Genomic DNA, 20,137 nt, shown 5'->3' on the forward strand with positions numbered 1-20,137 from the left:
GATCACCAGGATGGCACATTTCTCTCATTTCGGATAAATGGAGTGGCCTTGCTCGACATCGCGGGTATTCGCGCCGAGACCCCCGGGTGCGCGGAGGTCGTGCACCTCAACAACGCCGGAGCGGCGCTGCCCCCACGGACCGTACTCGACACGATGCACGACCACCTCGACCTCGAGGCGCGCATCGGCGGGTACGAGGCGGCCGACGCCGTCGCGACGCGGATCACCGGAACGTACGACTCCCTCGCCCGCCTCATCGGCGCGCACCCCGACGAGATCGCCTACGCCGAGAACGCCACACGCGCCTGGGACATGGCGTTCTACGGCATCCCCTTCCGCCCCGGCGACCGCATTCTCACCACCGCGAGCGAGTACTCCAGTAACACGATCGCCTTCATCCACGCGGCCCGCCGACACGGCGTGAAGGTCGAGGTCGTCCCCGACGACGAGTACGGCCAGATCTCGCTCGACGCCCTGGAGGCCGCGCTCGACGACGACGTACGGCTCGTGGCGATCAACCATGTGCCGACCCACGACGGCCTGATCAACCCGGTGGCCGAGGTCGGCCGCCTGACCCGCGCCGCCGGCGCCCTCTACCTCCTCGACGCCTGCCAGTCCGTCGGCCAGCTCGTCGTGGACGTCGAGGAGATCGGTTGCGACGTGCTGTCGGCCACGGGCCGCAAGTTCCTGCGCGGCCCGCGCGGCACCGGCTTCCTCTACGTACGCCGGTCGGTACTGGACCGCCTCGAGCCGCCGTTCCTCGACCTGCGGGCCGCGGACTGGACGGGACCGGAGTCGTACGAACTGCGCGGCGACACCCGCCGGTTCGAGTCGTGGGAACGCTCCGTGGCCGGGCAGCTCGGCCTGGGCGCCGCCGCGGACTACGCCATGGCCGTCGGACCGGCCGCCATCGAACGCCGTGTCCTCGAGCTCGGCGCGCTGCTGCGGGCGGCCCTCGCGGAGATCCCGGCCGTCACCGTACGGGACCGGGGCCTGCACCGATCGGGCATCGTGACGTTCACGCACCGCGACCGGGAGCCCGCCGAGATCGTCGCGTCGCTCGCCGAAAGCCGGATCAACGTGCGGGTCTCCCAGCAGACCTACCGGTACGACGAGGGCGCGCGGCCGGCGCCCCGGGTACGCGCGTCCGTGCACTACTACACCACCGAGGACGAGATCCGCCGCCTCATCACCGCGCTCTGAGGCCCCGTGCGGCCCACAACGTACGCGAGCCCCTTCGTTCACTTTGGGAAAATCGCCGTTCCCGGGGGCCGCGAAAGGGCGACACGCCGAAAGTCAACGAGAGGGGCGCGCGTCGGCGGCGCTCGGGCTACCGAACCGGGCCGCGTTTTCATGTGCGTTTCCAGCTCTACGCGCAGGTGTCGGGGGGTGTCCTGCCCGCGAAGCGGTCGGCCAGGAAGGACAGCGCGTCGTCACCTCGGACGAGGGCCTCCACCGCGTGTTCGCCGATGAGGTCCCGGACGATCTGCACGGTGGCACCCTTGGCGCACCAGGCCCTGGTCAGCACGTTGGCCTGGGCGACGGGCACGATCTCGTCGGTGTTCGCGTGGTAGTCGTAGATCGGTGTCGCCGGGGCGGCGGCGCCCATGGTGTTCTTCTTGAGCATCGCGGCGACGGAGGGGACCGACAGCGGGTCGGGCACGGTGGTGTAGTCCGCGAGCCTCTTGAAGGCGAAGCCGGTCAACAGGTCGGTCAGGCACTTGCCGCGTGCCTGCTGCAACGCCTCCTTGCCCTGGGCGGTGGTCAGGTCATCGATGCCGGCCTCGGGGTACTCCGCCGCCAGGCTGACGGTGCCGGCGGCCTCGAAACCGGAGAAGGCACCGCCGTCCAGCGACCGCGCCACTGCGGCCGGGTCGGCCGGGGTGCCGCCCAGGGCCGCGCCCGCGAGTCGCACGTCCGGTGCGTAGGAGGGCTGGAGTTCGGCGGCCCAGCCGGTCGCCTGGGCGCCGCCGGAGTAGCCGTCGAGCGCCCAGGGGTTGCTCGTACCGATGCCGCCGGTGCCGAGGCTCTTCACCGCCCGGATGCCGTCGAGGACGGCGTGGCCGGCCTGCGGGCCGCCCATGAACACCGACTTCGGCCCTTCGAAGTCGGGCATCGCCACGGCCCAGCCCTTCGCCAGCACGGACGCGGCGAACAGCGCGGACGACGCGCCGTAGCCCTGGCCGGAGGAGATGCCGTAGGAGGGCGCGCACTGGGTGCCGGTGGAGTCCTCGGCCGCCTGCACCGAGACCACGGGACGAGGGCCACCGCCCGTCCACGCCTTCTTCGGGACGAGCAGCGTGGTCACCGCCAGCTCGGGGTGGTCGTGCGAGTCGTTGGTGCGGTAGGAGATCTGCCAGGCGTCGGTCGTGTCGGCCATGTCACCCGTCTTGGGGGTGATCTTCCGGTCGTCGACGACCTGGCCCGGCCGGTAGGAGCCGATGTCGGACGGCGCGCTGTAGAAGGGGTCCTGGTCCGGGGGCACCGAGCCGGCGGGCGGCGGGTCGGCGGCCGACGCGGTACCGGCCGCGAGGACCAGGGCGGCAGCGGCGATCGGCAGCGCCAGGGCGGTTCGGGCGACGACCAGGACGCGGGGGACGGTCGGTCTCATCGGTCACTCCAGCGAGGCGGGCACCGGACCTTCTCGATGCGGGGCCTGGACTATCTCCCTTCCGCCGCCCCGGAGATAGGGCCATCGCCATCAATTGGCGCCCCCGCTTTGCCACGAACGTGATAAATCACCACTTACTCGAGACCTGCACCGGAGCGTCCGCCTCCTCTCCGCGGATGCGCGCCGTCCGTTGTACAACTGGACGATGACGTCGATCGGGCTGGTCCAGGGGGACATCACCGAGCAAGAGGTCGACGCGGTCGTCAACGCCGCCAACTCGTCGCTCCTGGGCGGGGGCGGCGTGGACGGCGCCATCCACCGCCGGGGCGGGCCGGAGATCCTGGCCGCGTGCCGAGAGCTGCGGGCGTCCCGGTACGGGAAAGGCCTGCCGACCGGGCAAGCGGTGGCCACCACCGCGGGGCGGCTGCCCGCACGCTGGGTGATCCACACGGTCGGGCCGGTGTACTCCCGGTCCGAGGACCGGTCCGAGCTGCTCGCCTCCTGCTATCGGGAGTCGCTGCGGGTCGCCGACGAGCTGGGCGCCGCGACGGTCGCCTTCCCGGCCGTGTCCGCCGGCATCTACGGCTGGCCGGTGGACGACGCCGCACGCATCGCGGTGAGTACGGTGCGGGCGACGCCGAGCCGAGTGGACGAGGTGCGATTCGTGCTGTTCACCGCCGACGTCCACGACGCCTTCGCGCGTGCGCTGGCGGACTGAGCAGGTGCCGGGAAGGCGTCGATCCGATCGTCGCCTCATCCGCGCCGAGCCCCCTGTTCGCCAGGGTCCGGCTACGTCATCATCCTGAGCGGCTGCGAACCCCCAGGTTGTCGACGGTCGGCGAGAGCGGACGGTCTCCTTTGCCTACGGCAACGGCCGCAGGTCCGATAGCAGAACAAAGGAGAACTGCGATGGGCGTACGGGGCGAAGTCGTGGCGAGGGCCCGCGCAAGGGGGTAATCGCACGACGAGGTCGATCAGATCGTTAAGGCGGGCAATGCGGCGGGCACGCAGGCCCGTATCAACGGCGCGGACGGGGAGACTGCGTCCTTCCTCGCCGCCTCGGACAAGGCGGCCAAGCTGAGGAACTCGTCGGGTTAACCAAGGCTGGACGGCCTCACTGAACGCGGCCGGCCCCCTCTCCGGGCGCCGCTTCTTCGTCAGGCACTCCCAGAACCGCGGTCCGCACTATGGCGGAGGCTCGGGCGACCGGCGTGATCACTCCGTGGTGGCCTCCATCCGGCCTGGGGCGAGTTCGAACGGGGGCGTGTGCTCCCCCTGCAGGGCCGCCTGTTCGTCCGGGCTGTCAATGGCCCCTGGCCGGGGTTCCGGCACGTGCCGGGCCCGCTCCCGTTCCTTCTTCGCCGCGGGTCGTCCGCCTTCCTCGGTCTCCTCGGTCCGGCCGCCGAACGCCGCGCGGACCGACCGCAGCGCGGAGGTGACCTCGCTGGGGATGACCCAGAAGGTGTTCCCCTCCCCCGAGGCGAGCTTCGGCAGCGTCTGGAGGTACTGGTAGGCGAGCAGCTTCGGATCGGGGTCGTTCTCGTGGATCGAGGTGAAGACCTGCTCGATGGCCTTCGCCTCGCCCTCGGCCTTGAGGATCGCGGCCTGCCGCGCACCCTCCGCCTGCAGGATCGCCCCCTGCTTCTCCCCTTCGGCCGTCAGGATCCTGGACTGGCGTATGCCTTCGGCCTGCAGGATGGTGGCCCGCTTCTCGCGCTCGGCCCGCATCTGCTTCTCCATCGCGTCCTTGATGGACTGCGGCGGCTCGATCGCCTTGATCTCCACGCGGGTCACCCGGATGCCCCACTTGCCGGACGCGTCGTCCAGCACGCCGCGCAGCGCGGTGTTGATCCGGTCACGGGACGACAGCGACGCCTCCAAGTCGAGCGTGCCGATGACGTTCCGCAACTGGGTCGCGGTGAGCTGCTCGATCGCCTTGATGTAGTCGACGATCTCGTAGTCGGCGGCCCGGGGATCGGTGACCTGGAAGAACAGCACCGTGTCGATGTGCACGACGACGTTGTCCTCGGTGATGACCGGCTGCCCCTGGAACGCCACAACCTGCTCACGCAGGTCGATCAGCGGCTTCACCCGGTCCACGAACGGCACGATGAAGTTGAGGCCCGGCTGCAGGGTCTTACGGTAGCGCCCGAAGCGCTCGATGTTCCGCGCGCGGGCCTGGGGCACGATCCACACGGACCGCATCACCACGGTCGCTACCAAGAGCAGCGCGATGACCAGCGCGATGATGCCCGTCAGGGCGAGGTCGGCCATGGGTCCTCCTGGGGATGAACGAGGGCGGTGACGCCTTCGATGGCGAGGACGTCCACGGCCGCCCCCTCAGGAATGACGACTCCGGGGTCGTACGGGCGCGCGGTCCATTCCTCGCCGCCGATGCGCACCCGGCCCGCGTAGCGGGAGACCTCGGTGAGGGCGAGCGCCTCGCGTCCCACGAGCGCCGCGGTACCGCTCCGCAACAGCGGCGGCTGCCGGACGTGCCGGAGCGCGATCGGGCGTACCGCGGCCAGCCCAGCGGCGGAGGTCGCCCCGAACGCGATCATCTGGACCACCACGGGAAGCCCTGCCGACGCGGCCACGGCGGCGACGAGCGCGCCGATCGCCATCAGCCCGAGCGCGAATGTCAGCGTGGTCACCTCGGCGATTCCGAGAACTGCGGCCACGACCAGCCAGACCACCCACGCCGGCATCGGGAACTCCTTCAGTGACGCACGGCCCTGAATCCACGGTAACTCCGCACGCGCCGTTTGCCGCCGCCCGAAGGCGCGATACTTCGGGGAATCGCGCCGGGCCCCCGATGTGCCGGAGGAAATCGTTACGGGTAGGACCCCCGGTGATGGGGACGGAGGACGGCAGACTAGTGTCCGAAAAGCGAAGCCATCCGAGGAGGTGCGGTGAACCGCGAACGGGTGAGCAGGATTTCCCGGTCGCTGGTGCGGCCCCGTCCCTTGAAGGTCGCCGAGGATCTCGAGCACGCCGATGTCCTCGACGGGTCCGCCCGGCTGATCACCAAGGTCGTACGGCGGTTGCTGCCCCCAGGACCCGTCAAGGATCTGCTGCACGGAGTTCCGGTGGGCCATCCCGCCCATCCGCCATTGACCGATATCCCGATCGGCTGCTTCATGTCGGCCGCCGTGCTCGACCTGCTGCCCGGCACCGAGCAGGCGGCCGAAGTGCTCGTGGCCGCCGGATTGGCGGCCTCGGTGCCGACCGTGCTCACGGGGGTGGCGGACTGGTCGGCCCTGCACAGGGAACAGCAGCGGGTCGGTCTGGTCCACGCGCTGAGCAACGCGACGGCGAGCACCTTCTATACCGCCTCGCTCGTCGCCCGCAGGCGCGGCCTGTACGGCACCGGCAAGGCGCTGTCCTTCACGGGCCTGACCGCACTGGTCGTCGGCGCGTACCTCGGCGGGCACCTGGCGTTCCGGCAGGCGGCCGGGCCGAGCCACGCCGAGTCCATCACACACCTCGGCCCGCTCGGCTGGCATGACCTGTGCCCGATGGACGAGCTGCCCGACGGCTGGCCAGTCCACCGGAACCTCGGGTACATCAGCCTGTTCGTGCTGCGGGAGGACGAGGACGTCCACGTTCTCGCGGACCGCTGCTCCCACCTCGACGGACCGCTGCACCAGGGCCGCATGATCGAGATCGACGAGGACACCTGCGTCGTGTGCCCCTGGCACGGCAGCACGTTCCGGGTCAGCGACGGCACCGTCGTCCACGGCCCCGCCACCGGCCGCCAGCCCGCCTTCGAGACGCGGGTGGGCGACAACGGCATGATCCAGGTGCGCCCCGCCCGATAGGACCGTTCCAACCTGCCCGCCGTGACGGGGGGGTTCCACCAGCCCGCCCGGCCCCCCGTCATCGGCCGTTCCGAACGCTCGGCGATCGGGCGTACAGAACGGTGCGAGCCCCCTCAGGCCGCCGCCCACTCGCGGCCTTGACCGAGCCTTCCGCTCGGGCCGTCGGCCTTCGGCGGCTACTCCTCAGTCGTCCGCGGCTTCGGCCCGCTGCTCTCCACGGTCGTTCACGGGGTGCTCGACCAGTGCGAGGATGCGGCTCGCCATGAAACGGGCGGTCCGCACGGGTGTTCCGGTGCGGGTGACCTCGATGACCTCCACGACGCCCCGGCGCGTGACGACCTCGACCCGGCGTCCCGCGCGCGTCGCCACGACCTCGTAGGTGCGGATCGCCTCTCCGGCATCGATCACGATCTCAACCCGGTCACCCTTCACACCACACCCCTTTCGAACGCATATTCGATTACTACCCGCCGCGCCGACCGCTCAACCGGACCAGCAGCGAGGTGTCACCAAATACGACGATCACAGTGCGTGTTCAATCGAACACCAATACGATCCTCCGGTGGCCATCCATGCCTTCGTCGACGAGTCCGCCCGCCGCGACCGATACATCCTGTGCGCCGCGACTGTGGAGACCTCGCGCCTGGACGAGGTGCGGCTACGCCCACCTGCGGCCACATGAAGAACCCGGGTTGTGGCTGCCGGACGCGCTCGCCTGGGCCGTTGGCGCGGGCGGTGACTGGCAACGACGAGTGCAGCCGATCATCGAGCTCACGAGGAATGTCGGTCGCGTTGACGGAGCATGAACCTGGAAGTGTCCCGAAAAGCGCGAAACCCGACTGCTGACCGTCCGGACAGGAGTCGGGCTCACTTCCTCCGGCTAGTGCCAGAGGCTGGGACCATTGTGCATCAGACGCTCAGAGTAATCAAGTGGTAACAGGATCCGGGCTACCTCGGCGGGGCATGGGGGGGCGATGGGGATGCGCCAGCCCGGTGGTGGCGTGTAGAGGCGGCGGGTCGAACGCCACAGGCCCACGAGCCAGGCGATGCCGATGACGGAGACGACGGCGGGTCCCGCCCACAACAGGACCGCGAACTGGTCACGAGCGTCGGGAATGTCCCCTGAAAGCGCGAAACCCGACTGCTGACCGTCCGGACAGGAGTCGGGCTCACTTCCTCGAGCTCAGCGCTCGAGGCTGGCCTAACAGCGCAAAACCCGACCCATCACCGTCCGGAGAAGAGCCGGGCTCACTTCCTCCGGCTAGAGCCAGAGGCTGGGAACATTGTGCATCAGACGCTCAGCGTAATCAATTGGTAACGCGATCCAGGGCCATCTCGGTGGGAGTCGTACGGCCGTCGCGCGTCGGAACGGGGGGCCGGCCGGCGCCGCTCAGCGGACGAGCAGGAACGCCACCGTCGCGGCCACCGCGCCAACCGGGGCGCCGGCGATGACCTGGGCGGGCGTGTGATGGGCAAGGCGTACCCGGGACCAGCCGATCAGCACGACGACCGGGAGAGTGAGCAGGAGCCACGGCCCGTACACGACGGTGAGGATGGCGGTGGTCGCGGCGGCCACACCGGTGTGAAAACTGATCTTCCACACGCGGGTGATCGGGATGGTGACGAGCAGGCCGGCCAGCATCGCGGCCTCGACGGCGACGACGTCCCGCGGGGCGCCCGCGGCCGCCAGCGCGGCGATCCCGGCCGTCACGAGGACCAGCGCGATGATCAGGGGGACCTTCCGGTCCTCGTGGGCCGTCAGGTGATGGTCGCTGAAGCGGCGGCGGATCACGCCGGTGACGATGACGGCCATCGGCGCGAGGCTCGCGCAGACAGCTCCCGCGAACGCCCAGGCCAGGCCCCGCAGGTGGTCGGCGTGCAGGCCGACCAGCAGGAACAGCACGATGATGAGGAGCCAGGGGGCGAACGCCTCGGTGACGATCCGGGCGGCGCGCGTCCATCGGCCGGTCGGCGTGGTGGCCGGCCGGTCGGCGGTGACCGTCACGTGCACTCCTCCGTCTCCGACGCGCTCAGTCGCGCGGGGCCACCGCGCGGGCGTGCCAGCGGCCGTCCTCACGCTCGATCTTCAGGGGCAGGCCGAAGCACTCGGACAGCAGCTCGCCCGTGAAGACCTCATCGACCTTCCCGGTGGCGATGACCGAGCCCCGGCGCAGCAGCATCGCGTGCGTGAACCCCTCGGGCACCTCCTCGACGTGGTGGGTGACGAGGGCCATCGTCGGCGCGAGACGGTCGGTGGCCAGGGCCGTGAGGCGGGCGACCAGGTCCTCCCGGCCGCCGAGGTCGAGGCCGGCGGCCGGCTCGTCGAGGAGCAGCAGCTCGGGGTCGGGCATGAGCGCGCGGGCGATCGACACCCGCTTGCGCTCGCCCTCGGACAGGGTGGAGAACCGGCGGCGGATCAGGTGCGCGCAGCCGAGCGCGTCGAGGAGCTCGACCGCACGGGTGACGTCCGTGGAGTCATATTCCTCTTTCCATCGGCCGATGATGGCGTACGACGCCGTCAGGACGATGTCGATGACCTTCTCGTCGGCCGGGATCTTGTCGGCGATCGCCGCGCTCGCCAGGCCGATGCGGGGCCGCAGCTCGAAGACGTCAGTCTTGCCGAGAGGCTCGCCCAGCAACTCGACGCTGCCCTCGGTGGGGAACAACATCGCGGCCGCGACCTGCAGCAACGTCGTCTTGCCCGCGCCGTTCGGGCCGACGATGACCCAGCGCTCGTCTTCCTGGACCGTCCAGTCGACGTCGCGCAGCAGCGACGCGCCTTCGCGCCGGACCTCGACGCCCTTGAGTCGTAGTACCTCGCCGGCCATCGCATCCTTCCCCTAGAGCGCGGAGCGGCCGGCGGGGTGCCCGCCGGTCGCCGTCCGAGTCTCGGAACGAACCTACGGCATTATGAACGGCTTATGGTGGTCGGCATGCGCCTCACTCACCCATCCACGGGGCTTGTCGCCTGGGGCAACGCCTGGCTGACCGGCCATGTGGGGCTCGACGAGGCCGCCGATGCCGTCGAGCGCCAGGGCGGCCCGCACGTGATCGCTGGAGTACCCGGCGAGGACGGCGAACTTCCGTTGCGGCGAGGGCTCGGCGCGCTCCGGGTGGCGGGGCTCACCGCGCTGCGCCTCGCGCTGCCCGCACCGGGCGACCCCCTGGGGCTGACCGGGCCTCCGGACTTCAACTCCGCGGCCATCGACGTGGGAGAGGCCGTCCTCGCCGCGGCCGGCGAGCGGTCGCTCGGCCTGATCCCGGCGGAGGACCGCCGAGGCTCGTCGTACGTCGGCACCCGCTGGGAGGTGCGCGCGACGCGCCACGGTACCCCGGACGCGCCCCTGCTGCCGGAGGCCGACCACCAGCTGACGCTGGCGGTCCGGGAGGCCACCGAGGCGCTGCTGGCCGTCGAGGGCGGGCAGGAGTGGCGGCCGGAGATCGCCGAGGCGCTCGGCGCGCTGCGCGAGTCGCACCGGCACGAGCAGGTCGGTGGCCTCGCGCCGGGGTACGCCGCACGCGCGCACCGGGTCGCGGCGCTCGCGAGCCGGCTGGCCGTCGTGGTCGACCTGGCACGTTCCACCGAGACCGTGGGCCTGTCCGCCGCGCACCTTCAGCGTCGCACCGAGGCTCTGCGCACGCTCGACCGGGCGGTGCGCCGGGCCCGGGTGGCCGCCTGCAACAGCGTCCTCGACCCCGTCCACTGATCAGCGCGGCGTCCCGGACGGCCGCCTGCAACAGCGTTCCCGACCCCAGCCGGTGATCCGCGCGACGCTCCGTACGCGAAACGCCCCGGCGACCGCTTCCGCGGTCCCCGAGGCGCCGGCGTGGTCTTGTCCTCAGGCCTGGACGACGATGGTCGTGCAGACCTTGTCGGCGAACGTCTGGCTCTTGTCGTCCCACAGCGGCCAGAGGTAGCCGATGTAGCAGGCGAGGCCGTCCAGGATGTGGGCGAAGAAGCGCCCGACGGCCAGGCCGAAGCCGACCGGCTGACCGGTGTCCTCCTTGATGAGCTTGATACCGAGGAGTTTCTTGCCCGGCGTCTGACCCGTCGTGCCCTCTTGGTACTTCATCCAGAGAATCAGACCGAGGTAGACCAGGAACCCGAGGAAGATGACCAGTCCGCCGACGCCGCCGCCGATCGCGCCGCCGATGGCGTAGAGGATGCCGTAGGGGACGAGCGCGATGAGCAGGTCGATGATGAATCCGCCGACCCGGTAGATCCAGCTGGCGTACTGGCCCTGGTTGTAACCGGTGCCGTAGCCCTGCTGCGGGTACTGCTGGCCGTACGCGGGCTGCTGCTGGCCGTATCCAGGCTGCTGACCGTAGTCCTGCTGCCCGTAGCCGGGCTGCTGGCCGTACCCCTGCTGCTGGCCGTAGTCCTGACCGTAGCCGGGCTGCTGCTGCTGGCCATAGCCCGGCTGCTGCTGTCCGTAACCGGGCTGCTGCTGACCGTAGCCCGGCTGCTGCTGCTGGCCATATCCGGGCTGCTGCTGCCCGTAACCGGGCTGCTGCTGGCCATAGCCCGGCTGCTGCTGCCCGTAGCCCGGCTGCTGCTGGCCATAGCCCGGCTGCTGCTGACCCTGGCCGTACGGGTCGTAGGGGGTGCTCACGCTGTTACTCCTTCATCGAATGACGCCCGTCTGCCAAGCCGGGCCCGCGATCGCCGTGACGAGACATGAAATTCACCACTGCAGGAGCCCGAACCGGGCAAGCTGCCAAAGCCAGGACAGTGCCGCCACGACGCCGAGCAGGCAGGCCCGGGTCCGCGGCTCGATCGCCCACCATCGGCGACCCAGCCCCAGGGGTGCCGTGGCCAGACCGACCGCTCCTGCGAGAGCGACCGGGTTCGCGAGGACTGCCCTGACCGGATGGGCGGCCCCCAGCTCCATGAAGACGGTCGTACCGCCGCACAGAGGGCAAGGGACTCCGGTAAGAGCCCGAATCGGACACAGTATGCCGGGATCATGGACATGGTGCACAAACGCCGCGACAACGGCCGCGACGGCCATGCTCCCCGTGCGAATCACCACGCCCCGTAGACCGTCACCTGCGGCGGCGGTGAGACGAACGATCGTCCGCGCCGGAGCGGTCGGCGCACCAGGGGTGACCCCAGTCCCCCGTGCGACGTCCAAACTCGCCCTCCAACCGGTGCCGTTATACGCCTGTGGACCCTATATCGCAGCACGGCGGGCAGCGGTCAAGTCGAAGAACCCTCCGGGCTCAGAACGTGACCACACGGAGACATTTGCGGCGAGTCGGCGTCAGTGCCGGGCGGCACCCACGACGACCGGGGGCTGCGCCTCCACTCCCTCCGCGACGACGTCCACCACGATGACAGTGATGTTGTCCGGTCCGCCACCCTGATTGGCCAGATCGATGAGCGTTCGAACGGCGGCCTCGGGCTCCGGTCGACTCGTCAGGACCTGATGCAGCGCCTCGGCGTTGACCGGGCCGGTCAGGCCGTCGGAGCACAGCAGGTAGCGATCGCCCGGCAGTGCCTCGCGTAGGGACAGGTCCGGCTTGCGGTCGGGCTTGCCGTCGAGGACCCGGACGAGGCGGTTCGCCAGGTGGGGCGCCGCGCCGTCCTCGCCGGTGAGCATCTTCTCCAGCGTGTGGTCCTCCGTGATCTGGTAAAGGATGCTGTCACGCAGCATGTACGCGCGGGAGTCCCCGATGTGCGCGAGGGCCAGGTGCGTGCCCGACCACAGCATGGCCGTGCAGGTGGTGCCCATGGACTGCAGGGCAGGCTCCTGCTCGACCCGCTGGGCGATCGCCTGGTTGGCCGACAGCACGGCGCGTTCCAGAGTCTCCACCAGGGCGGCCTGGGAGACCTCGGTGTCGATCGGCGTGAGGGTCTGGACGGCGAGAGAGCTTGCGATCTCCCCGCCGACGTGGCCCCCCATGCCGTCGGCGACAGCGAGCAGCCATGGGCCCGCGTACGCCGAATCCTCGTTGTTCTCGCGGGCACGACCGACATCCGAACCCGCGGCGTAGCGAATGGCGACTCTCATGTGAATTCCGATGACGTCCTCGGCGATGGGGTTCACTCAGCCGACTACTGAGGTTCATCAAGATATTCGACCGGCGCGCCTTACGCCTCCCCGATCTCACGCGAATACTCGCGAGTCACTGCTCGGCGAGGCCGTGACGTACGGCGTACAGGGCCGCCTGCGTGCGATCTTGTAGCCCGAGCTTCAGCAAGATGTTCGAAACGTGCGTCTTGACGGTCTTCTCGGAAACGACCAGTGCGCGGGCGATCTCGCGGTTGGACCGCCCCTGCGCGATGTGGGCGAGGACCTCGCGCTCGCGTTCGGTGAGCGCCCCGGCACCCGGGTCGGTCGGCGCGGGCGCCAGCATCGCCTCCGTCGCCTCCGGCGCGAACAGCATGTGTCCGTCGTGGACGGCGCGGATCGCCTGCACCAGGGCCTGCGGATCGACGTCCTTGTAGAGGTACCCGGACGCGCCGGCGCGTACGACCGGCAGGACCTGGTTCCGCTCGCCGACGCTGGTCAGCACGATGACACGGGACTCGATCCCACGCTCGCGGAGCTCCCGCAGCGCGGTCGGACCGTCGGCTCCGGGCATCTTCAGGTCGAGGAGGATGACGTCGGGACGCAGCGCCTCCGCCTGGGAGACCGCCTCCACCCCGTCGGCCGCCTCGCCCACGACCTCGATGTCGCCCTGGACCCCGAGGAACGTGCGCAGCCCCTGGCGCACGACCGGGTGGTCATCGGCGATCAGCACCCGGATCACGCCGGCACCTCCAGGCGTACGACCGTGCCGGTGGGGGACGACTCGATCGTCAGGTGCCCGCCGACCGACTCGGCGCGTTCGCGCATGGAGGCGAGTCCCAGACCGTCGCGGGAGCCCGCTCCGGCGTCGAAGCCGCTGCCGTCGTCGCGGACCTCCAGCGCGCCGGGCCCGAGGCGCACCATCACCTCGCCGGGGTCGCCGTGGCGCAGCGCGTTGTAGAGCGCCTCCTGGGCGACGCGGTACACCACCGCCTCGACGTCGGACGGCAGCGTGACGTCGTCGCCCTCGAAGCGCACTTTCGGCCGGTGCCCGCGCCCCGAGCTCCAGGCGCGGTCCAGGACGCGCACGTGCTTGCGCAGCGACTCCGCGAGCCCGTCGCCCGCCAGTTCCGCCGGCCGCAGTTCGAAGATGACCTCGCGCAGTTCGGCCAGGGCCTCCTTCGCGAGCGTCTGGACGCGTTCGAGCTCCGCCCGGGGATCGGCCGCGGACAGCGCGGCCGCGGCGGTCAGCCGGAGCGAGAAGAGCTTCTGCGCCACCGCGTCGTGCAGTTCGCGCGCGAGCCGGGCGCGTTCCTCGATCACCGTCAGCTCGTGGTTCCGCTCGTACAGCCGCGCGTTCGTCATCGCGATCGCGGCGTGCGCCGCGAACAGGATGAGCAGCTCCTCGTCGGCGGCGGTGAAGCCGCCCGGCGCGCGCCGGTTGGCGAGGAAGATGATGCCGAGGGTCTCGGTGCCGTCCTTGATCGGAACGCCGAGGAAGTCCTTGAGGACGGGGTGCGCCGACGGCCAGCCCTCGAACGCCGGGTCCCGGCGCACGTCCGCCAGCCGCTGCACGCGGTCGTCGCGGAGCATCAGGGCGAGCAGCCCGTGCTGCCGGGGCAGTGGGCCGATGCGCTTCCACTCCTCGTCCGAGACGCCCTCCACGACGAACTCGGCGAACGACCCCTCGTCGTCGGGCACGCCGAGCGCGGCGTACCGGGCGTCGATGAGCTGCGCGGCGGCCCGGACGATCACTTGCAGGACCTCGTGCACGGACAGGTGCCGCGTCACCGCGAGCACCGCCGTGCTGACGGCGTGGAGCGTGGCGTCGCGATCGGTTTCCACGGCTCCGACCGTACCGCCGCCGGGTTCCCGACCCCTCGGTCGGGAACCCCGGCGGTCGGTCAGGTGCCGCTCTGCAGCCGGACGATGGTGCCCAGCACGCCGAGGATCAGCGCGACGATGCCGCCGATCCAGGCGACCTTCGCGAGGGTGTCGGGGCGCCCCTGGGCGCGGAACTGGTTCTGGGCGACGATCCCGAGCACGATGGCCGCCGGAGAGCAGCAGAACCAGCACACGATCCCGATGATCGACAGCACCTGAGGGGTGCTCGACTGGGGCTGGGGCTGGGGCTGCGATCCGTAACCGCCGCCGTAGCCGGGGGGCGGCGGTCCCTGCGGCGGGTAGCCACCGCCATAGCCCGGAGGTTGGTCCTGAGGCGGGTATCCCACGGTTCCTCCCGTCAGATGATGCCGAAGCGGGCGAGCTGCCAGACTTCCGAAATGATCAGGGGTGCGACGATAGCGATCACTGGCGCTACCTGTCGCTTTCTGTGGGACATCTCACGCCACTGCGTCATCAAACGGGAACGCCGGGTGACCGGCACGAGAACGAACCCGACACACGTGGCAACGGCCAGGGGTGAGGCGCCGAGCGCTCCCATGATGTCGGCGTGGCCGAGGTGGACCGCCGCCGTCGTGAACCCGCACAACGGGCAGGGCACGCCCGTCACCTGCCGCAACAGGCACAACGTCGGCGGGCGCGAAATCCGCAGGGCGGCGAGACCGACGACACCGGCCACCAGCAACATCACCCGCGTGGGCACGCCCCACGGCCGCCGCATCGCCATCCGCCCGGAACTCATATGTCCCAGTCTCCCCCGGAGGGCGTAGGACCATCCGCCCGGACGGTCCCCGTCCTGCGGCCGATATCGGCCGCGCGGGCCCGCGCCTAACGTCGAGGACATGAAGGCACTGATCACCGGAGCGTCCCGCGGACTCGGCCTGGCGCTGGCCCGCTCGCTCGCGCAGGACGGCTGGACCCTGGTCCTCGACGCCAGAGGGGCGACGGACCTGGAGAAGATCGCCGCCGACCTGGACGCCACCGCCATCGCCGGCGACATCGCCGACCCGGCCCACCGCGACGTGCTCGTACGCGCGTCGGACGGGCTCGACCTCCTCGTCAACAACGCGAGCACGCTCGGCGCCGTCCCGCTGCCCCCGCTGGCCGGCCACCCGCTGGACGCGCTGGAGCGCGCGTTCGACGTCAACGTGCTCGGGCCGCTCGGCCTCATTCAGGGCCTGCTGCCCGCCCTCCGCGAACACCGGGGCGCGATCGTCAACGTCACCTCGGACGCCGCCCGAGAGCCGTACGAGGGCTGGGGCGGGTACGGCGCGACGAAGGCCGCGCTCGACCAGCTGTCCAACGTGCTGGCCGCCGAGGAGCCGGACGTCGCCGTCTGGTGGGTGGATCCCGGCGAGATGCGCACGCGGATGCTCGCCGACGCCGGCGAGGACGCGGACGCCGCGCCCCGGCCGGAGGACGTCGCCGTACCCGCCCTGCGCAGGCTGATCGCCGAACGCCCGGCGAGCGGCCGGTACGCGGTGAGCGACCTGTGAGCACCGCGGCGGAGACCGTCGGCCCGGCCCGCGCGGTCCGGCGGACCGGGCTGCTGTCCGGCCCGTACCGCACGGCCACGATCGGCATCCTGCTCGTCGTCACACTGCTGGCGTTCGAGCAGATGGCCGTCGGCACGGCGATGCCGGCGGCGGCCCGCGAGCTGCGCGGCCTGTCGATGTACGCCTGGGGCTTCAGCGCGGTGTTCATCAGCGGCCTGGTCGCCACCGTGCTGGCCGGCGGCTGGGCGGACGCGCGCGGCCCGGCCGTGCCGCTGTTCACCGGACTGACGATCTTCGTGACCGGGCTCGTCATCGCGGGGACCGCCCCGGCGATGGCCTGGTTCGTCGCCGGACGCGCCGTCCAGGGCTTCGGCTCCGGTCTGGCGGTCGTTCCGCTGTACGTCATCGTGGCGGGCGTCTACCCGGAGGAGTCCCGGCCGAAGGTCTTCGCCGCGATGTCGGCCGCATGGGTCGTGCCGTCGCTGGTCGGCCCGTCCGTCGGCGGGCTCGTCGCCGAGCACCTGGGCTGGCGCTGGGTCTTCCTCGGGCTGGTCCCCCTGGTCCTGCCCGCCGCGGTCATGCTGGCACCCGTCCTGCGCGGCTCGCGGACGGAGGGCACCCTGCCCCGCGGCCGTACGCTCGCCGCCGTCGCGCTCGCCGCCGGCGCCGCCCTCCTGTTGTGGGGCATCGACCACCGCTCACCGCTCGCGCTCCCCGGTCTGGCCGGGCTCGCGTACGGCCTGCGGGTGCTGCTGCCGCGCGGCACGCTGCGCCTCGGCCGGGGGCTGCCGACCGCGATCGCCATGCGCGGGCTCCTCATGGGCACGATGGTCGGCACGGAGGCGTTCATCCCGCTCGCGCTGGTCACGCGGCACGGTTTCACCCCCACGGCCGCCGGGATCGTGCTCACCGCCGGAGCCCTCGGATGGAGCGCCGGGTCCTGGTGGCAGGGCAGATCCACCGCCGTCTCGCGGGCGCGGTTCGCGGTGCTGGGCGCCGCCCTGGTCGCCACCGGAGTGGCCGGGATCGCGCTCGCCCTCTACACCTCCGGCTGGGCGGCCGTCCCCGCCTGGATCGTCGGCGGCCTCGGGATGGGCATGACCTTCCCCACCCTCAGCGTGCAGGTGCTCAACCTGTCCGCACCGTCCGAGCAGGGCGCCAACTCCTCGGCCCTGCAGATCAGCGACACGCTCGGCTCATCGCTCGCCGTCGGCGTCGCCGGCGCCCTGGTCAACGCCGCGGGCCTGGGTGCCGGGCTCGTCTGGACCCTCGTCACCGCCCTCGTCGCGGCCCTGGCCGCCCATCGCGTGGAGGATTCCCATGCTTGACTTCGCCCTTCCCCCGGCCTTGGAGGCGCACGAACCCCCGCCGCGCCGCGACGACGTCCGCCTGCTCGCGGCCACCCGGGACGGCGTGACGCACCACGCGTTCACCGACCTGCCGGACCTGCTCCTGCCGGGCGACCTGCTCGTCGTGAACACCTCGGCCACCCTGCCCGCCGCCGTGCGACTCGACCGTCTGGCCGTGCACTTCTCCGGTCCGCTGCCCTCGCGAGCGGCCGACGGGTCCTGGCTCGTCGAGCTACGGCTGCGGACCGGGCCGGTGACCGAGCCGTACGCGGGCGGGTGCCCCGGCGAGTGGTTCCCCCTGCCCGGCGGTGCGACGCTCACCCTCCTGGAGCGGTACACGCCGCGGCTGTGGCGTGCGCGCCTCGACACCGACGTCGAGCCGTACCTGCGTCGACACGGCGTGCCGATCCGGTACGGCTACGTCCGCCGTGACCAGCCGGCGGCGGCGTACCAGACCGTCTTCGCCGAGGCGGTGGCCCGGGACGACGGCTCCGGCAGCGCCGAGATGCCCAGCGCCGCGCGCCCCTTCACCGCCGAGCTGGTGACCCGGCTGGTGTCGCGCGGCGTGCTCCTCGCGCCGCTGACCCTGCACACGGGGGTCGCGTCGCCGGAGAAGGACGAGCCGCCGTACCCGGAGCGGTACGACGTGCCGGCCGCGACGGCCGCGCTGGTGAACCATGTGCGCTGGGAAGGTGGCCGGGTGATCGCCGTGGGCACGACCGTCGTGCGCGCCCTGGAGACCGCCGTCGCCGGCGACGGGTTCGTCCGGGCCTCCTCCGGCTGGACCTCGCACGTGGTCGGCCCCGAGGGGGGAGTGCGGGTGGTGGACGGCCTGCTCACCGGGCTGCACGAGCCGCGCTCCTCGCACCTGCGGATGCTGACCGCGATCGCCGGAGAGGAACTGCTCGAACGCGCCTACGCCGAGGCCCTGGCGGAGAGCTACCGCTGGCACGAGTTCGGCGACGCGAACCTTCTTCTTCCCCACTAGCAGCACGCACGGCGGCCCCATGTCGGCACGGTGTTGAGGACGTCCTCAAGCTCTTGTACGGCCGCCTTGATCGGGTCCGGCTTGGTCATCGCGCGTCGCCTCCGTTCCGAGACCGTAGACGCTCGCGCGTGTAACGGTGGTGTCGCGCCCACTCGCGATCTTGCCTTTCCGTCTCTCGGATGCACGCGGCTTCGTCGGGGCCGTACGCCGTGCGTTCCAGTGGCCCGGCGTCGTCCTGGACCCGTAGCTGTGCCCGCCAGTACGTCCCATCCGGGCTCCGCTCCGGTTGGGTCCACCGTGGCGAGACGGTGACCGTAGGCTCGTAGTCCATCGGATCGGCCTCCTATTCAGCGACCGGCGACCCATCATCGTCAGTGGCCTTTGCTGGGGGTCAAAATTCTTCACTGCCACTGAAGCGCCGGAAACAAGAGGCCCTGTCCTGAGGCGCCGTGTGATCAGTCCTGCTCGATCGCCCGCTGTGGACCGGCTCATCGGCCTCGTGAACCTTCTACTGCCCTGACCTGCTCGAACACCAGGTGAACCCCCGGCGGGCACCCGGCGTCCACGTGGCGAATCCGCGAGGAAGCTCCGGTGTCCGCATGGTGGACCGGCGTACGCGGTGTGATCAGGGCCAAGTACCGTGGTGAGCAGCATGAATGCCAAGACGCGCACACTGCTCATCACGCTGACCGGCCGTGACCGCCCCGGAGTCACGTCCCGCCTGTTCAGCACCCTCGCCGCCTTCCCGGTCACCGTCGCCGACGTCGAACAGGTCGTCATCCGCGGCCGCCTCGTCCTCGGCGTGCTCGTGTCGTACGGCGCCGACACCGACATCGGGCGGGTCTGGGCCGCCGCCGAGAAGATCGCCGCCGATCTCGGCATGGAGATCGAGCTGGCCGCCGGCAGCGGGAACGGCGGTCCGCGGCGGCGCGGCCGACTGCACGTCACCATCCTCGGCAGCCCCCTGACGCCCGCCGCGATGGCCGGGATCGCCGGGCGCGTCGCGGCGCACGGCGCCAACATCGACCGCATCGAGCGGCTCGCCCACCACCCGGTCACGTGCATCGAGATGGACGTCTCCGGCGCCGATCCGGACGGCCTGCGCGTCGCGCTCGCCGCCGAGGCGGCCGAGCAGCACGTCGACGTCGCCGTCCAGCGCGGCGGCCTGGCGCGGCGGGCCAAACGCCTCATCGTCATGGACGTCGACTCCACCCTCATCCAGGGTGAGGTCATCGAGTTCATCGCCGAGCACGCCGGCCTGGCCGGCAAGGTCGCTGAGATCACCGAGGCGGCCATGCGCGGCGAACTCGACTTCGAAGGGGCCCTGCGCGAACGCGTCGCGATGCTCGCCGGGCTCGACGAGAGCGTCCTCGCGAAGGTCCGCGACCGCATCGAGTTCTCCCCGGGCGTCCGCACCCTCGTGCGCACGCTCAAGCGCCTCGACTACAAGTTCGCCATCGTCAGCGGCGGATTCACGCAGATCACCGACGCGCTCGCCGCGGACCTCGGCATCGACTACACGGCCGCGAACGTCCTGGAGGTCGATGACGGCAGGCTCACCGGCCGCCTCGTCGGCCCCATCATCGACCGGGCCGGCAAGGCGGCGGCGCTCCGGCGCTTCGCGGCGGACGCCGGAGTGCCGGTCAGCCAGACCGTGGCGATCGGCGACGGCGCCAACGACCTCGACATGCTCGCCGCCGCCGGGCTCGGCATCGCCTACAACGCCAAGCCGGTCGTCCGCGAGGCCGCCGACACGGCCGTCAACGTGCCGTACATGGACACCATCGCGTTCCTGCTCGGCATCTCCCGCGACGAGATCGACGCCGCCGACGCCGAGGACGCCGCCGCACCGAGCTGACCCTTCGCTTCGGCGGCCGGAACGGCGCTCACGCACTGCGTTCCGTCCATGCCGTACGGCGCGTCCGGCCTGCTCTGATCGCGCGATCAGAGCAGGCC

21 protein-coding genes are annotated in these 20,137 nt (G+C 71.2%); 8 read left to right on the forward strand and 13 right to left on the reverse strand.

Going from position 1 to position 20,137, the window contains the following annotated elements; genetic code table 11:
- Positions 1-48 precede the first annotated feature (48 nt).
- Positions 49-1,203 carry an aminotransferase class V-fold PLP-dependent enzyme gene (locus NE236_RS30755; RefSeq protein ID WP_252845694.1) on the forward strand — a complete coding sequence of 385 codons (1,155 nt, stop codon included), beginning with the start codon at positions 49-51 and terminating at the stop codon, positions 1,201-1,203.
- A 166-nt stretch (positions 1,204-1,369) separates the two neighbouring features.
- Here the strand turns inward: NE236_RS30755 and NE236_RS30760 are convergent, their stop codons facing one another.
- Positions 1,370-2,611: a lipase family protein gene (locus tag NE236_RS30760; protein ID WP_252845695.1), complete on the reverse strand. Its 1,242-nt coding sequence runs from the start codon at positions 2,609-2,611 to the stop codon at positions 1,370-1,372.
- Between the two features lie 205 nt (positions 2,612-2,816).
- On the opposite strand from NE236_RS30760, the gene NE236_RS30765 reads away from it, so the two are divergent.
- Entirely contained in the window at positions 2,817-3,329 is a 513-nt protein-coding gene (locus NE236_RS30765) for an O-acetyl-ADP-ribose deacetylase (RefSeq protein WP_252845696.1), read from the forward strand.
- A gap of 497 nt (positions 3,330-3,826) precedes the next feature.
- Here NE236_RS30765 and NE236_RS30770 read toward each other — a convergent pair whose 3' ends face one another.
- Entirely contained in the window at positions 3,827-4,885 is a 1,059-nt protein-coding gene (locus NE236_RS30770) for an SPFH domain-containing protein (protein WP_252845697.1), read from the reverse strand.
- Positions 4,867-5,319, reverse strand: a complete 453-nt coding sequence (locus NE236_RS30775) for an NfeD family protein (RefSeq protein WP_252845698.1) — start codon at positions 5,317-5,319, stop codon at positions 4,867-4,869. The genes NE236_RS30770 and NE236_RS30775 overlap by 19 nt, the downstream gene beginning before the upstream one ends.
- A gap of 204 nt (positions 5,320-5,523) precedes the next feature.
- Between NE236_RS30775 and NE236_RS30780 the strand changes: the two genes are divergently transcribed.
- Positions 5,524-6,432 carry a Rieske (2Fe-2S) protein gene (locus NE236_RS30780; protein ID WP_252845699.1) on the forward strand — a complete coding sequence of 303 codons (909 nt, stop codon included), beginning with the start codon at positions 5,524-5,526 and terminating at the stop codon, positions 6,430-6,432.
- A gap of 183 nt (positions 6,433-6,615) precedes the next feature.
- Here the strand turns inward: NE236_RS30780 and NE236_RS30785 are convergent, their stop codons facing one another.
- The 3 genes from NE236_RS30785 to NE236_RS30795 all read right to left on the reverse strand — a co-directional run bounded on the left by NE236_RS30785 (position 6,616) and on the right by NE236_RS30795 (position 9,260).
- Positions 6,616-6,864: a DUF8836 family protein gene (locus tag NE236_RS30785; protein ID WP_252845700.1), complete on the reverse strand. Its 249-nt coding sequence runs from the start codon at positions 6,862-6,864 to the stop codon at positions 6,616-6,618.
- A gap of 958 nt (positions 6,865-7,822) precedes the next feature.
- Complete coding sequence (locus NE236_RS30790; RefSeq protein WP_252845701.1) at positions 7,823-8,437, reverse strand: hypothetical protein; 615 nt, start codon at positions 8,435-8,437, stop codon at positions 7,823-7,825.
- A gap of 25 nt (positions 8,438-8,462) precedes the next feature.
- Complete coding sequence (locus NE236_RS30795; protein ID WP_252845702.1) at positions 8,463-9,260, reverse strand: ABC transporter ATP-binding protein; 798 nt, start codon at positions 9,258-9,260, stop codon at positions 8,463-8,465.
- Positions 9,261-9,365: 105 nt separating this feature from the next.
- Between NE236_RS30795 and NE236_RS30800 the strand changes: the two genes are divergently transcribed.
- Positions 9,366-10,139 carry an Rv1486c family protein gene (locus tag NE236_RS30800; RefSeq protein WP_252845703.1) on the forward strand — a complete coding sequence of 258 codons (774 nt, stop codon included), beginning with the start codon at positions 9,366-9,368 and terminating at the stop codon, positions 10,137-10,139.
- Positions 10,140-10,271: 132 nt separating this feature from the next.
- Here the strand turns inward: NE236_RS30800 and NE236_RS44750 are convergent, their stop codons facing one another.
- The 7 genes from NE236_RS44750 to NE236_RS30835 form a co-directional block, all read right to left on the reverse strand.
- Positions 10,272-11,045 (reverse strand): RDD family protein, encoded by a 774-nt coding sequence (locus NE236_RS44750; RefSeq protein ID WP_252845704.1) that lies wholly within the window; start codon positions 11,043-11,045, stop codon positions 10,272-10,274.
- Positions 11,046-11,117: 72 nt separating this feature from the next.
- A complete protein-coding gene (locus NE236_RS43940) occupies positions 11,118-11,444 on the reverse strand; it encodes a DUF2752 domain-containing protein (RefSeq protein ID WP_289851099.1) in 327 nt (108 codons plus the stop codon).
- 252 nt (positions 11,445-11,696) lie between these two features.
- On the reverse strand, positions 11,697-12,446 hold the full coding sequence (locus NE236_RS30815; RefSeq protein WP_252845706.1) for a PP2C family protein-serine/threonine phosphatase: 750 nt from the start codon (positions 12,444-12,446) through the stop codon (positions 11,697-11,699).
- Positions 12,447-12,561: 115 nt separating this feature from the next.
- Positions 12,562-13,188 (reverse strand): response regulator, encoded by a 627-nt coding sequence (locus tag NE236_RS30820; protein WP_252845707.1) that lies wholly within the window; start codon positions 13,186-13,188, stop codon positions 12,562-12,564.
- Positions 13,185-14,291, reverse strand: coding sequence for a GAF domain-containing sensor histidine kinase (locus NE236_RS30825; RefSeq protein ID WP_252845708.1), 1,107 nt, complete (start codon positions 14,289-14,291; stop codon positions 13,185-13,187). The genes NE236_RS30820 and NE236_RS30825 overlap by 4 nt, the downstream gene beginning before the upstream one ends.
- A gap of 59 nt (positions 14,292-14,350) precedes the next feature.
- Entirely contained in the window at positions 14,351-14,677 is a 327-nt protein-coding gene (locus NE236_RS30830; RefSeq protein ID WP_252845709.1) for a DUF4190 domain-containing protein, read from the reverse strand.
- Between the two features lie 11 nt (positions 14,678-14,688).
- Positions 14,689-15,090 carry a DUF2752 domain-containing protein gene (locus NE236_RS30835; protein ID WP_252845710.1) on the reverse strand — a complete coding sequence of 134 codons (402 nt, stop codon included), beginning with the start codon at positions 15,088-15,090 and terminating at the stop codon, positions 14,689-14,691.
- Positions 15,091-15,190: 100 nt separating this feature from the next.
- Here NE236_RS30835 and NE236_RS30840 point away from each other — a divergent pair, with 100 nt between their 5' ends.
- From NE236_RS30840 to serB, 4 genes are all read left to right on the forward strand, one after another.
- On the forward strand, positions 15,191-15,844 hold the full coding sequence (locus tag NE236_RS30840) for an SDR family NAD(P)-dependent oxidoreductase (RefSeq protein WP_252845711.1): 654 nt from the start codon (positions 15,191-15,193) through the stop codon (positions 15,842-15,844).
- The gene (locus tag NE236_RS30845) at positions 15,841-17,172 is read left to right on the forward strand and encodes an MFS transporter (protein WP_252845712.1); all 1,332 of its coding nucleotides are present in this window, start codon (positions 15,841-15,843) and stop codon (positions 17,170-17,172) included. The genes NE236_RS30840 and NE236_RS30845 overlap by 4 nt, the downstream gene beginning before the upstream one ends.
- On the forward strand, positions 17,165-18,181 hold the full coding sequence (locus tag NE236_RS30850; protein WP_252845713.1) for an S-adenosylmethionine:tRNA ribosyltransferase-isomerase: 1,017 nt from the start codon (positions 17,165-17,167) through the stop codon (positions 18,179-18,181). Before NE236_RS30845 ends, NE236_RS30850 begins: the two co-directional genes overlap by 8 nt.
- Before the next feature lie 652 nt (positions 18,182-18,833).
- A complete protein-coding gene (gene serB, locus NE236_RS30855) occupies positions 18,834-20,039 on the forward strand; it encodes a phosphoserine phosphatase SerB (RefSeq protein WP_252845714.1) in 1,206 nt (401 codons plus the stop codon).
- The last annotated feature ends 98 nt before the right edge of the window (positions 20,040-20,137 follow it).

Source organism: Actinoallomurus purpureus, assembly GCF_024055795.1.
Taxonomy (GTDB): domain Bacteria; phylum Actinomycetota; class Actinomycetes; order Streptosporangiales; family Streptosporangiaceae; genus Actinoallomurus; species Actinoallomurus purpureus.